The sequence below is a fragment of the Ferrimicrobium sp. genome, assembly GCF_027319265.1.
Taxonomy (GTDB): domain Bacteria; phylum Actinomycetota; class Acidimicrobiia; order Acidimicrobiales; family Acidimicrobiaceae; genus Ferrimicrobium.
In genome coordinates this window covers 1-12,733 of the sequence record NZ_DAHVNP010000054.1, presented here as the reverse complement: position 1 = coordinate 12,733, position 12,733 = coordinate 1, and the positions used below count along the sequence as shown (strand labels likewise).

13 protein-coding genes and 1 pseudogene are annotated in these 12,733 nt (G+C 59.2%); 11 read left to right on the top strand and 3 right to left on the bottom strand.

The genetic code is table 11. The annotated features are described in order from the left end of the window. From M7439_RS08275 to M7439_RS08265, 3 genes are all read left to right on the top strand, one after another. Positions 1-499 (top strand): transposase (locus tag M7439_RS08275; protein WP_308464457.1); only part of this gene is annotated, 499 nt, incomplete at its 5' end. Between the two features lie 82 nt (positions 500-581). Then, positions 582-833 carry a hypothetical protein gene (locus M7439_RS08270; RefSeq protein ID WP_298384481.1) on the top strand — a complete coding sequence of 84 codons (252 nt, stop codon included), beginning with the start codon at positions 582-584 and terminating at the stop codon, positions 831-833. Between the two features lie 131 nt (positions 834-964). Then, a complete protein-coding gene (locus M7439_RS08265) occupies positions 965-1,360 on the top strand; it encodes an ester cyclase (protein WP_298384484.1) in 396 nt (131 codons plus the stop codon). A gap of 6 nt (positions 1,361-1,366) precedes the next feature. Here the strand turns inward: M7439_RS08265 and M7439_RS08260 are convergent, their stop codons facing one another. Further along, entirely contained in the window at positions 1,367-2,371 is a 1,005-nt protein-coding gene (locus M7439_RS08260; RefSeq protein ID WP_298384486.1) for a helix-turn-helix transcriptional regulator, read from the bottom strand. On the opposite strand from M7439_RS08260, the gene M7439_RS08255 reads away from it, so the two are divergent. Beyond that, on the top strand, positions 2,363-3,784 hold the full coding sequence (locus tag M7439_RS08255) for an MFS transporter (protein WP_298384489.1): 1,422 nt from the start codon (positions 2,363-2,365) through the stop codon (positions 3,782-3,784). The genes M7439_RS08260 and M7439_RS08255 overlap by 9 nt on opposite strands. A 59-nt stretch (positions 3,785-3,843) precedes the next feature. After that, positions 3,844-4,824 (top strand): zinc-binding alcohol dehydrogenase family protein, encoded by a 981-nt coding sequence (locus M7439_RS08250; protein ID WP_298384492.1) that lies wholly within the window; start codon positions 3,844-3,846, stop codon positions 4,822-4,824. Between the two features lie 337 nt (positions 4,825-5,161). Here M7439_RS08250 and M7439_RS08245 read toward each other — a convergent pair whose 3' ends face one another. Continuing rightward, positions 5,162-5,875, bottom strand: coding sequence for an aspartate/glutamate racemase family protein (locus M7439_RS08245; RefSeq protein ID WP_298384494.1), 714 nt, complete (start codon positions 5,873-5,875; stop codon positions 5,162-5,164). A gap of 461 nt (positions 5,876-6,336) precedes the next feature. Between M7439_RS08245 and M7439_RS08240 the strand changes: the two genes are divergently transcribed. From M7439_RS08240 to M7439_RS08215, 6 genes and pseudogenes are all read left to right on the top strand, one after another. Continuing rightward, complete coding sequence (locus tag M7439_RS08240; protein ID WP_298384497.1) at positions 6,337-6,804, top strand: IS30 family transposase; 468 nt, start codon at positions 6,337-6,339, stop codon at positions 6,802-6,804. Positions 6,805-7,013: 209 nt separating this feature from the next. Further along, positions 7,014-7,256: a hypothetical protein gene (locus tag M7439_RS08235; protein WP_298384500.1), complete on the top strand. Its 243-nt coding sequence runs from the start codon at positions 7,014-7,016 to the stop codon at positions 7,254-7,256. A 109-nt stretch (positions 7,257-7,365) separates the two neighbouring features. After that, positions 7,366-8,412, top strand: coding sequence for a nucleoid-associated protein (locus tag M7439_RS08230; protein ID WP_298384503.1), 1,047 nt, complete (start codon positions 7,366-7,368; stop codon positions 8,410-8,412). Beyond that, positions 8,399-9,379 (top strand): RelA/SpoT domain-containing protein, encoded by a 981-nt coding sequence (locus M7439_RS08225; protein ID WP_308464456.1) that lies wholly within the window; start codon positions 8,399-8,401, stop codon positions 9,377-9,379. Before M7439_RS08230 ends, M7439_RS08225 begins: the two co-directional genes overlap by 14 nt. Further along, positions 9,372-9,923: a hypothetical protein gene (locus M7439_RS08220; RefSeq protein WP_298384506.1), complete on the top strand. Its 552-nt coding sequence runs from the start codon at positions 9,372-9,374 to the stop codon at positions 9,921-9,923. The genes M7439_RS08225 and M7439_RS08220 overlap by 8 nt, the downstream gene beginning before the upstream one ends. Before the next feature lie 326 nt (positions 9,924-10,249). After that, a pseudogene (locus M7439_RS08215) lies at positions 10,250-11,346 on the top strand (IS3 family transposase); the annotation flags it as partial. Between the two features lie 129 nt (positions 11,347-11,475). Here M7439_RS08215 and M7439_RS13070 read toward each other — a convergent pair. Next, on the bottom strand, positions 11,476-11,982 hold the full coding sequence (locus M7439_RS13070; protein WP_374045750.1) for a C40 family peptidase: 507 nt from the start codon (positions 11,980-11,982) through the stop codon (positions 11,476-11,478). Positions 11,983-12,733: the final 751 nt, after the last annotated feature.

Genomic DNA, 12,733 nt, shown 5'->3' with positions numbered 1-12,733 from the left:
CGCCACTGAGACCTTCACCCTGGCTACTACCTTGCTTGACCCTGAAGTGGCTCCCAGCAATGAACTTGCCGAGCTCTATCAGAGTCGTTGGGAGATAGAAAGTGCTTTTGGAGCCTTCAAGTCTCAACTCAAAGGCGATGGGGTGGTGCTTCGCTCCAAGACCCCAGACGGGGCACAACAAGAACTCTGGGCACTATTGTGCGCCTACCATGCGATTCGGGAGCTGATCTGCGCAGCTGCTGAGATGACAAAACAGGACCCGTTACGAATCTCATTTATCGCAGCTCTTGACACAGTACGCGGCCCGGTTGGAGACCCGGCCGCTTTCCCCCCTCACAAAACAATTGATCAATGCATAGGTGCAGCTCTTACACTCATCGCTGTACACAAAATAGAGAACGTCGCGGAAGGTCAAATCCTCGCCACGCCAAGCGGACTCTTCGTTATTCGAACCGACCCGCAGATCCGGCTAGACGCCCTCTCCCGAGAGGACCCCTAACACTGGTGATGCTACCACTGACTGCAATCACCTAACCTTAAGTTGAAGGTATTGGGCTCACCCCTGGGATGCGCTCGATCTCTTGGGGCTAAAGAACGCGACCGTGCGTCTTCACTGGACCGACGCGCCCTACCGCTGGCACGTCAACGACGGCCCTGAAGCATTCGTTGTCCTTGACGGAGAGGTGGAGATGCACTTCCGCGAAGAGGGCCAGGAAAGTCTCAAACGCCTCACTCCCGGAATGATCTGCCTTGTGGAAGAGGGCGACGAACACGTCGCCCACCCCATGGGTCCGGCGCGGATACTTGTCATCGAAAAGGCCGATAGCGAGTAGCGCGACCGTACAGCACCCTTCTTGAACGCCGGTGGCAAACGCTCGCGGACGTGTCCCGGCGTTGAAACCAGCAGATGGATTGTGCACGTCCGTCGTTGCCCGGTAGAGAGACTGAATGGGAGGTTAATTTCGTGGAAACAAGAGGACTCATTGAGCTCTTTTATTCCGAGCTCTGGAACGAGTGGAATGACGCGCTCGTAGATCGGCTGTTGACTCCGAACTTTGAGTTCCGAGGTTCTCTCGGTCAGGTGACGCACACACGAGATGAGTGGCGAGGCTATCGCGATATCATCCACGCAGGATCATTCGACTTTTACAATGAGGTCGTCACCCTCGTTTGTGATCAGGAGAACGGTGCGGCGCGGATGCTGTACCGCGGGACCCACAGCGGACCTCTCCTCGGCATCGGGGCAACTGGCAAGAAATTCGCGTACGCCGGAGCCGCCTTCTTTCGCGCAGATGCCGATCGTCTGACAAGCGCTTGGGTGCTGGGAGATATTGCGGCCTTGCGAGCACAACTCACCTAGTGTCCGTCATCGTGAGGCAGGAACGAGCTCGGCCAGGCGGGCCGAAGTGTCGTCGTCGACCGGGGTGTAGGTGACGAGCCGGGTTCCGGTCCCGGGCGTGAGGAAGAAACTGGTGTAGGCCAGGCGCAAGAGGCCCACTCGGTCGTTGAGGATCGACCTGATCAGATTGTCGACAGAATGCACCTCATGGTGTTCCCAGTAAGAAACGAAGTCTGGCGACGACGCAGAGAGACGCTCCACGAGAGCGGACCAGGACGGTTCGCAAGCGTGTTCGGCCACGGCACCTCGCAATTGACCGATGCAGCGACTGACACTGTCCTCCCATTCCACCAACGAACGGCGCCATGCGGGGTGGGTGAGCGAGAGCAGGAGTGTGTTATGGTCCTCAACCGGTATGGCGTCGAGGTCGTCGACCAGCCGACCGTAGGACTCATTGTATGCAAGGATGTCGAAGTGGCTGTTGAGCACGCACGCTGGCAGCGGGGACAACTGGTGCATGACGGAGCGAATCGCCGGGGTGATCACCGGGCAGTCGCCTGGCCCGGGTGGCGGGTTCGAGCCAGCCAGAAAGAAGAGGTGTCGCCGCTCGACGGGATCCATGCGCAGGGTGCGCCCGACGGCGTCGAGGACAGAGTTGGAGGCTCGGATGTCACGACCCTGCTCCAGCCACGTGTACCAGGTGACGCCGACACCCGCCAATGTGGCTACCTCCTCGCGGCGCAGTCCCGGGGTGCGGCGACGGCCAACGTTGGGGAGGCCGACGGCCTCCGGGGTGAGTCGCTGGCGACGAGAACGCAAGAAGGTACCGAGCTCACGGCGTCGAGCCACATCATCGAGAGTCGCCGACGATGGCGCGAGCAGCGTTGCGCCAGGAGCAGGGTCAGAGGAAAGGACTACCACTAGTACCAGAATAGTCTTCTCGTCTTGGTGGTACCAGGTGGTCCCGATACCAGGATAACTTCGCACTGCTACCCCTCTCGCGGTGACCTTAAGCTGGGGAACATGACTCAAGATTGCTCCTCTTCGGAGCTCCGCCCCCTCGGACTGGTTATTCTCCTGCTCGGCCTCTTTCTTCCGCTCACCGACTTCTTCATTGTCAACGTGGCGCTTCCGACCATCGATCACGATCTGCACGCATCGCCGGGGATGCTTCAATTAGTTGTGGCTGGCTATGGCACCGCCTATGCCGTACTGCTCGTCGTCGGGGCTCGCGTTGGTGATGCCATCGGGCGGCGACGACTATTTGTACTCGGGATGGGCGCCTTCACTGTCACATCGCTGGTCTGCGGTTTGGCACCGAACGTGTTGGTGTTGGTGCTCGCCCGAGCAGCCGAAGGCGCCGCCGCAGCTATGATGCTTCCCCAGGTCCTCTCCACCATCCACACAGCCGCTGACGGCCCGTCCAGGGCCAGAGCGCTCGGCTACTATGGTGTCGCCGGAGGTCTCGCCACCGTAGCCGGTCAACTACTCGGTGGCCTGCTTGTGTCGGCTAACATCGCCGGCACCGGATGGCGTCCCATCTTCTTGCTCAACGTGCCCGTCGGGATCCTCGGAGTTTTGCTTTCGCGCAACATCCCCGCCACCCGTTCTAACGCTCCCACCCCTGTCGATGGCGCCGGTACGTCCGTACTCGGAGCCACATTGCTTGCCTTCCTCATTCCACTCACGGAGGGTCGCAGCCTCGGATGGCCACTTTGGACGATATTTCTGTTGTGTCTGTCGCCAATCCTTGCCGTACTATTCATCCTGGTCGAGCGCCGAGTCGAGGCAGGTGGGGGAGTCCCCGTAGTACCGCTCTCGGTGATTAGCGTGCGCAGCTTCTGGAGGGGAACGGTCACGGGAACCCTATTCTTTATCAGCTTCGGTGGTTTCATGTTTGTCTACGCTCTATGCCTGCAAGACGGCGCTGGCTGGAGCGCTCTGCGCACCGGGCTGACCATGGTGCCATTAGCCTGCGGTTACCTGGCGGCCTCGCTGGCCATGCCTCGGTTGCTAGCCAGGATCGGGACATGGATGCTCACGATTGGCGCGATGTTCCTCGTATTCGGCTTCGCGCTTCTGGCGGTGGTACTCACTGCTGGCTGGCCGCATCCGGCGGTCGTCCCGTTGTGCGCAGCGTCGCTAGCCATCGGCATCGGGCAGGGTATGATACTAACACCGCTCTTTCGCATCATGCTCTCGGAGGTTCCACTACACCTGGCCGGTGTGGGGAGTGGGGTGCTTAACACAATGCAGCAGACTTCACTAGTCGTAGGCGTAGCCACCGTGGGAAGCTTGTATCTAAGTGACTCGAACGCCAAAGTACTCGGAGTCCTCCATGCCACGGTTTTGGTTCTGGTAGCGTTGGCCTTAGTGGAAATCTTGGTCGGATGGTCCACCCGGGGACTGCCCGACGCCGCACGCGAGAGAGCGCAACGCTCATAGAGGTCATGTCCATTGGAGAGAGTTCCGAAGTAAGGAGAACAAGTGCAAGCGAGGAATCAATGAGAGCAGCAATGGTGGAGCGCTTCGGGTCACTTCCGATACTTGGTGAGGTAGAAGAGCCTGTCGCGGCGTGCGGAGAGGCTCTAGTAGCTGTGCGGCTCGGCAGCTTGAACCCTGTGGACATCAAGATTGCCTCGGGCAGCTTCTTCGGGAACGTTCCCTCGCTTCCCTACGTGCCGGGAAGCGAGGGTATGGGAAGAGTTCTAACATCCGAGCGCCTTACGCCTGGAACCAGGGTGCGCTTCAGCGCCTCGCGCCCAGGTGCTCTTGCCGAACTGGTGGCCGTCTTAGAGGAGAGCCTGGTGGTCGTCCCTGATGGCGTGGAAGACGCGTTCGCGGCTGGCATAGGGGTAGCGGGGCTCGCAGCCTGGGGAAGCCTACGGGCTGCGCGTTTGCAAGCTGGAGAGAGGGTACTCATCCTCGGGGCGACCGGGATGGTGGGACGTCTTTCGATCCAGCTCGCTAAAATTCTCGGGGCAAGCCGGGTGGTCGCCGCTGCCAGGGACAACGCTCGACTTCTAAACCTGACGACCGACCTCGCCCCCTACGGTCCTGATGAATTCGTCACATTGGACGGACGGGAAGACGAGGCAATCGCCACGGCGATCAAAGACGCGGCGGAGGGACAGGTAGACGTCATCGTTGACCCTCTGTGGGGCAGCCCCGCTAGAGCCGCGATCATGGCCGCTGCCTTGCGGGCTCGCCTCGTCAACCTTGGGGACTCTGTTTCTACCAGCATGGAGCTGACCTCAGATCTTCTTCGTTCGAAGAGCTTGACGCTGATCGGCTATACGAACTATGCGCTCTCAGACGAAGAGCAAAGTTCGGGCATCGAGGACCTTCTCGAATACTCCAGAACAGGCAGACTCTCGCTTAACTCAGAGGTCACTGCCCTTGACAACGTGTCCGGTACCTGGGAGCGCCTGGCTGGATCGCCACATCAAAAGCTTCTCGTTACGATGAACCCATCGAGCCTGTGAGGTAGCCCTCGGCTGGCGCGTCGGCCGCTGGAGTTGGGCGGCGCTGGACGATCGCCATTTGAGAAAGCGGTGCACCCAGGTGCTCGGGCGGCTCTGGCAGCCCTTTGAATACGAAATCTGCTCCAGCCGGACGCCAGCGCGACGAACACCAACGCTCGTGCAGGCTCACTTATCAATGCGCCCATCTTGACGATATCCGTGTCCCCCTGCCACGCACCAATCGCGGGGGATCGCCCAGTTCGACAACCACTCAAACTGCGTTGGGGTGATAGTGTGCGGATGGGTGATGTTCGACCCGGTGGGCGCCACCTGCCTAGACATCGAGTTTTCCGCCGATTCAGTCCGCAGGAGCCAGGGAAGCGTCGACAGCTGCCTCGACGTGAAGTCGAGTGGTCGGAAAGACCGGAACTGGGCTGTCCGTCGCGTCGATGAGCAACTCGATCTCGGTGCAGCCAAGCACGACCCCCTCGACACCTGCGTCCACGAGGCGCGTGATGACGTCGCGGTAGATCTGCCGTGACTCCTCGCGCAGCACGCCAAGACACAGCTCCTCGAAGATGATGCGGTGCACCTCAGCCCGATCCGAGGCCGGCGGCACGAGCACCGTCAAGCCGTGGATGGCTAGTCGATCTCTGTAGAAGTCCTGTTCCATGGTGAAAGCAGTGCCCAGCAGGCCCACAGTGACCAAGCCGGCCTGCGTGATGGCTTGCGCAGTGTTGTCTGCCAGGTGCAGCAGGGGGATACCGACCGCAGCCTGCACCTGGTCGGCGACCTTATGCATCGTATTGGTGCAAATCACCAGTAACTCTGCGCCACCTGCTTCCAGGTTCTTGGCGGTCGCGGCGAGCAGTTCGCCGGCCTCGTCCCACCGGCCGTCGGCTTGCAGTTGCTCGATGTCAGCGAAGTCTACCGACGCGAGAAGCACTTTCGCCGAGTGAAGTCCGCCCAGTCGCTCGCGCACGAGCTCGTTGGCGAGCCGGTAGTAATGCGCGCTGGACTCCCAGCTCATCCCGCCCAGCATCCCGATCACTCGGGGACCGCTCTTCGTCATGACGCCACCCTACCAGCAGGAAAAAGTCAGTTGTGCAGTACGAGGCGTTGCCTCCTTGGCTTGCAGGTCGTGCCCAAGGTCTGGCAGACCCGGTGGAAGGTTTCTTCGGTGACCTGGTTACCCGGGCGTTGCTCTGCGCAAGCAGAAGGTTGTCAGGGTAGCCGGGGTTCGCGGCGAGCTCTGCGCCTCGGCGCTGGAGGGGTCTTCACTTTCCTCGGATGCAAGATCTCTCGGTAGATCTCCCTTCACCGTCACGAGAGAGGTGCTTGCCAACGGGGGAAGGGACTGCTACCGGATCTTTCCTGCTCACTTGAGAGCACAGGAAAAGACCAAGCGCAAAAAGGTCTCAAAGCTCGCCAACCCGGCTCTTGCATCTCAGGTGACATCATGGTTGAGAGAGCTCTGGTCACGGCAAGAGATTGCCAATCGACTCCGCATGGAGTTCTAAAGACAACGAGGTGATGAGGGTGAGTCACGAGACCATCTATAAGTACGTGCAGGGACGAGGTGAACTCAGGCGAGAGCTCACGCGTTGTTTGAGGTCACAACGAACCCACAGGAAACCGAGGGGGTCACCGAAGCGAGGCGGCCCGATCGCTGACATGGTGATGATCTCTGAGCGTCCACCAGAGGTACAAGAGGGGGCGGTAGCTCGCCACTGGGAGGGTGATCTCATCATTGGCAAAGGGGGGAAGAGCGCCGTTGGCACCCTCGTTGAGCGTACCAGTCGGTTCCTCTTGCTGCTCTATCTGCCAAACGGCCACAGCGCCAAAGTGGTCGAGATTGCCATGCAGCGAGCCATCAAAACCATGCCCCGAGAGCTCATGCGATCCATCACCTGGGGCGAAGGATCAGAGCTTGCCCGCCAGTTCTCCCTCGCAACAGGGATCCCGGTGTACTTCTGTGACCCTCACTCCCCTTGGCAATGAGGCACAAACGAAAACACCTTGGCCCCCTACGCCAGTATCTTTGCAAAGGAGCCGACCTGAATCTGTACTCGGCCAGTGACTTACGAAAGATCCAAAGGGGCCTTAACGGAGGACCGAGAAAGACCCTCGGCTAACAGATGCCAAGGGAGAAACTTGCCGAGATCGTTGTGCTGTCTAGTTGAATCCGCCCAGTCCTCGCTGCGGGGTCCGTGTCCGGCTTCTACGTAGTCCTGGCCCTCGGCTTCCCCGGTCAGCTCGGCCTCGGCGGCGTACGCTTCGGCGGACTGCTCGGCCTCGGGTGGCTCGGGTGGCCCGACATGATGATCGGAACGATTGTCGCCTGGCTGCTGGCCGCTCTGGTCGTAGCGGTACACCGACCCTCCAGACCCCGGATGCTGCCCTTGGCACCAGCGCTGATAGCCGGTTTCATCCTTGCTTTACCTGCCCTTTGAGTGCGCTTCTAACCCTATACGGGGCCCTTCACTCTGAGTGGTAATACACGGCCGTCACACCCCGCGCCTAGAATGTCACGTCCAGGAGATATGAGGAACGGAGGCGACTGTGGCTCGGGATCTCGGGCGACTACGAGTGAAGACGGTGATTGTTCACGAGGTGCCGTACCACCTGGCCACCGGAGCAAGTGGAGAGCCGGTCCTGAGCGAGGTCGAGAGTCCGCTGACCCAGGACGTGCGCAATTTCTTCAAGGAACGGATTGCCAGCAGTCTCGGTTCCGCCGCCTACGACGTCGAACTCGATGGCTCGACCACCTCGCCGGTACCGCGCCTGATCCTCGACAACCTGACTTCAAGGAAGAACGGGTTCGTGGCGATGTCCCAGGAGATGGCCCGTCATCTGTACCTCTGCCAGAAAGGCAACAGCCCCGAAGGGCTGTTGACGGTATGCGAGGTCACCATCGGCGACCAAGGCGGTCTTGCTGTTTTGAAGCTAGAAAAAGAGGAGGGCGCCCGCGTGGAGCTTGCCGACACTGAGGGCGGTCGCACGCTCAGCGTTCAGCACCTCCATGACCTCATGCTGACCGAGCGGACGAAGGTCTTCAAGGTCGGCCTGTTCGTCCAGACGGGGGACGATCGCGACTCCATCGAAGGCTCGGTCTGCGATACCCAGCGAGGATACGGCGGGACCGTCGCCCATTTTTTCCTTGAACAGTTCCTCGGTTGCCGCCTTCGAGAGCAACCAGAGATCACTACCAAGCGGTTCTTCGATACCACCGAGAGCTTCATCAACGACGAGATCGCAGACCCCGAAACCAAGACACGGTATCAAGTTGCGCTGCTGGCAGAACTTAACGGCACCCGAGACAAAGTATCTATCCGGGCCTTTGCCAATAACAACTTAGACGTCGATGACCGTAAGCCCTTCATGGACCGAATTGAGGAAGCACGACTTCCCTCGACGGAATTCGACAAAGACAATCATCTAGTTCGGAGCCGCCTACGACGTATTCAGATCGCGTTTGAAAGTGGTGTCTCTGTCCTAGCCTCGCCCGAAAACATTGGCGAACAGGTCAAAATAGTAACCGACTCTACTAATGGCCAAACCACGGTCGAGATCACGGACCGACTGAAACGGATGAATGGGCGGAACTGAAATGGTTGTCTCTGAACTTGAGTCGTTGCGCCAGCAGTACCGGGCAGCCCGGCCTGGGTATCAGACCCTAGCTGACTCCGTAGCTCAGCAGCTACGCGATGCGACCCGTAAACGGGGGGTCCCATGTGAGATAGATGGTCGCGCAAAGGATATGGCAAGCTTTCTCAAGAAGGCACTACGAAAAGATTATGAATCACCGTGGAATGATATTCGAGACAAGGCTGGCGTGCGGGTTATCACGATATTCCACTCACAGGTACAGGAAATTGAAACGATCGTCCGAGAACTATTTGTCGTCCATCACTGTGAGGACAAACGACAATCCCTTCCGCCCGACACGTTACGTTACCTCGGTGTCCACTTCGAGGTGTCCCTGCAACAAGACTCCGGAGTTGAAAATGACGCCCTGATCTGCGAAATCCAGATACACACTCAAGCTCAGAATCTCTGGGCCACTGTGTCACATGAACTGCTTTACAAGCCTACCCAAGAGGCGCCGACCGATATAACCCGGGCTATCTACCGCCTTATGGCCCTCTTGGAGCTGTTCGACGGTGAGGTGGAACGGGGCCGCGATGAAATCCTTCAGCTACCCGGCTACGAGGAGGCGCACATGCTGATTACGCTAGAACAACAATTCTATACCTTCGTTGCTCGGCATACGGACACTGATCTGTCAAAGCAGATCATCGCTGTGTTGCTGCCTCTTTTCGAACCCGAGCAGGCCAGTAACTATGGGTCCGTATTGGAACCTTTCATAGAGCATAATCGCGACAAACTAGAACAGATATTCTCCGATTACGCAGAAGATGACCGCAACCCTCTTTTGTCGCAGCCAGAGTGCCTTCTTGTGTTTGAAAGATTGAGTGCCGATCCGTTCAAACTTGCAGTCCTATGGGGGCGCAACCTACCGGCCGGCCTTCTGCGCTCACTATCTGAGATATGGGGTACGCCAGTAGATGTCTGATACGGCCGATGAGGGAACCAATAGCGAGCCCGCCCCGATAGGCGAAGTTATCCCAGTCCAATCGAATGGGGAAGACGACTCCGCGCCTAATCGGCCACCCAACTGGCTGTTTGGACTAGAGCTCTCTTACCTGGGGATTCTCGTATCTCTCGGTCTGATCTACATCCATGTGCCAGGCTTTCATCATTTCTTACCTGATCCGGTGGGAGCAGTTCCTCTTGCTGTTCCATGGTGGGGTGCTCTCGGCGGAGTTACCATCAGCCTTACTGGAATCTTCCGCAATGCCAAGGACTGGGACAAAAGCTACGAACATTGGCACATCGCCCGGCCCTTTCTGGGAGCTGTCGTGGGTAGCGTTGGCTTTCTCGTATTCATCGTCGTCATTCGGGCCACGGGAACCAACGTCGCGAGCAGCAGCCCAACCAGTAGAGCGGCATTCGATCTGATCGCCTTTCTCGTAGGGTATCGCGAACAAGTTTTCCGACAACTGCTCAAACGTGCTGCCGACGCGCTGTTATCACCCGGCCGAAGCAGCAACGAATAAGCCGCTTCGCCCTTGCGACTGGCGCGGCCAGCCCGGGCAACGCGTTGAGGTGCATCTTAGACAGGGCACGGTCGCTGTTATAGGGCCCTGGACCGGGTGGCACCGACGTAGATGTCGCTGCCGAAGGACGCACCGATGGTGTTGGGGAAGGGTTCGGCTCTGACGTCTACGCCGGTGTAGGGGGCATCGACTATGACGGTCTGGCCGTTTTGGGTGCCGACGTAGAAGCCGACGTGGGAAACGTCGGTCGGCTGGTAGGCCCCCCCAAAAATGATCCACCTCTAAAGTGAGAAATCCGACCAGAAGAGAGATGCGAGGAAAATCACATGAAAGGTAGAAGGCACACCCCCGAACAGGTGATCGCAAAACTGGCAGAAGGCGATCGCATGTTGAACGAGGGCAAAACCGTTGGCGAGGTCGCTCGAACCTTCGGGATCGCCGAGACCACCTGGCACCGCTGGAAGAACACTTATGGCCCCATGTTAGGTCCCGACATGAAGCGTCTCAAGGAACTCGAGGCTCAAGAACCGCAAGCTAAAGATCATGGTGGCCGAACTCAGCCTTGACAAAGCCATACTCAAGGATGAAGGCTCGCGGGAAACTTCTCACTGCGGATGCGCAGGCGTGGCGCTGTCAAGGTGTTACGCCAACAGTTCGCAGGTCTTGAGAGAGGAGAGCCTGTCAAGTGACCGGCCAGCCCCGTTCAACCCAGAGATCAAGTCCCAGGGAACGCGGGAGCACCCTCGATGCCGAGATCACCAAGCTCTTGCGTTCCTTTGCACTTGCTAACCCCCGTCAGGGGTACCGCAAGGCCCATCGAGCGGTCCTCGCAGCTGGGTACAGGGTGAACCTCAAAAGGGTCCATCGCCTTTGGAGGGAAGCGGGTCTTAAGGTCCCCATGCGAAAGCGCAAGAACAAAAGAGCAGGCTACGGGGTAAAGATGGGAGCCCATCACCCCATAAGGCCAAACATCACCTGGGCTTTTGCCTTCCAGTTCGACACAACCGTGGACGGTAAGGTCCTGAAGCTCCTCAACGTCATCGATGAGTACTCGAGGGAGTACGTAGCGAGCCTTGTCGACCGCTCCATCGATGCAAAGGGTGTCATCGCAGCCCTCGACGGGATCGTTGCCGAACACGGAGTACCCGCCTACATCAGGATGGACAACGGACCTGAGTTTATCTCTCATGCCTTGGCTTCCTGGGCAAGAGAGATGGGGGTCACCCTGTACTTTATCGACCCCGGAAGCCCTTGGCAGAATGGCAAGTGTGAGTCACTCAACTCAAGGATAAGAGATGAACTCTTGAACGGCGAGCTCTTCACCTCGGTCACCGAGGCTCGGTTCCTCACACAGCACTACCGAGAGACTTACAACGCCACGCGGGCACACAGCTCCCTTGGATACCTGAGTCCCGAGGAGTTCCTCGCGCTCCGCTTGAGCGACCAGAGGACAATTCTCACCCAGTCGTCAAAACACCGGAACTTCTATGCCGCAAACTACTCCGCGCCCGCGGCCGCATGACCACCAAAGGATAGAATGGAAAGTGTCGGCTCACATACGAGGTGGACCGCAAACAGGGGGCCGTCCACGGCCCGCCGCCGAAGAACACGAGGTCCCCGCTTCGAGCGGCGTCCCCGCGGGCAGGTGCGGACCGGCGTCGTATTGGTCTTGGGCGACGCGGGGCAGGGTGATGCCGGCGACTTTGTAGGAGGCTTGGGCGTGGCCGGAGCAGTCGAAGCCGACGCCGGGGGTCTCGTCGCCCCACACGTAGGGGGTGCCGACCTGAGCGAGCGCCCAATCGACGGCGTCGCCTCCGGCGGTGCCGACGGCGACGGTCTGAGCCTGGGCGAGGCCGAGGACTTCGGTAACGTAGCTGCCGGAGTGGTTGTAGTCGAACACTGCGGCTCGGCGGTTGGCGCCGTTCTGGCCGCCGTTGGCGCACAGGTCCCATGCTGCGGCGTATACGGCGTCGGTAGGGTCGTACGGACTGGGCGGGTTGACTCCGCCCAGCGGGACGGGCTGGTCGTATTCGGCGAAGATGGCCGGCTCGAACCGCATTGGTCCTTCGGCGTCGACTTGGTGCGGCGCAGCCACCAGTCGACCCACCAGCAAGGAGCTGATCAGAGACTGTTGTCAGTGAATGGAAATGACCGACCACTGTGGCCGCGGTGCGGTTGAGGTCTTTGGTCCCTCCCTTGCTGGACACCCAAAACACGGGCCCACTCGCGAGGGACAGCCGGTCCTATGAGACCACCGCGCTTTCGGAAGCCTTGGTGGTTGACCGTCAGCCCATTGTGCACCTGTTTCCCTTTGCCCGGTTCTCCCAGACTGCTTCGTCGCAACGACAGCACGGGATGGCCTCAACTGCTAGGGGTCAATACCTAGAGACCACGCTCGTGTGTCTCCTATTTCCTCGGAGGCCTTCATCAACGCTTCGACAGTGCGTGAGACTGCGCCTCGCAGCTCTGCAGCCTCTTTCACGTTGCCCCGAGCCATGCCAAAGATGACTGGTGAGACTGGGATTTGTCAACCCGAACATCTGGAAGCAGCCAGACACTTCCGCCTAACGCGACGCTGAAGTTTCGGATGCCACCTGCCGTCGCGTCAGGTTTCGAAGCAAACTCGCGTGACAAATCCCAGTTGGTGAAGGGTAGTGAGGCTTCGGATACTCAAGGGTTCCTTCGTAGCTACCTCAGGGGTTCAGTGAACAAGGAGGTTCCTCGGTCTCAGGTACCCATAGCTTTTGAGGGCAACCTCGACTCGTGAGGGTACTCACCGTGAGACTCGTAGTGCTTGGAGACGACTTGAC

Bases quoted from the DNA above. Each gene is read 5' to 3' on its own strand.
- M7439_RS08255 (WP_298384489.1), top strand. From the start codon at position 2,363: ATGACTCAAGATTGCTCCTCTTCGGAGCTCCGCCCCCTCGGACTGGTT.
- M7439_RS08250 (WP_298384492.1), top strand. From the start codon at position 3,844: ATGAGAGCAGCAATGGTGGAGCGCTTCGGGTCACTTCCGATACTTGGT.
- M7439_RS08245 (WP_298384494.1), bottom strand. From the start codon at position 5,875: ATGACGAAGAGCGGTCCCCGAGTGATCGGGATGCTGGGCGGGATGAGC.
- M7439_RS08240 (WP_298384497.1), top strand. From the start codon at position 6,337: ATGAGGGTGAGTCACGAGACCATCTATAAGTACGTGCAGGGACGAGGT.
- M7439_RS08225 (WP_308464456.1), top strand. From the start codon at position 8,399: ATGGGCGGAACTGAAATGGTTGTCTCTGAACTTGAGTCGTTGCGCCAG.
- M7439_RS08220 (WP_298384506.1), top strand. From the start codon at position 9,372: ATGTCTGATACGGCCGATGAGGGAACCAATAGCGAGCCCGCCCCGATA.
- M7439_RS13070 (WP_374045750.1), bottom strand. From the start codon at position 11,982: ATGCGGTTCGAGCCGGCCATCTTCGCCGAATACGACCAGCCCGTCCCG.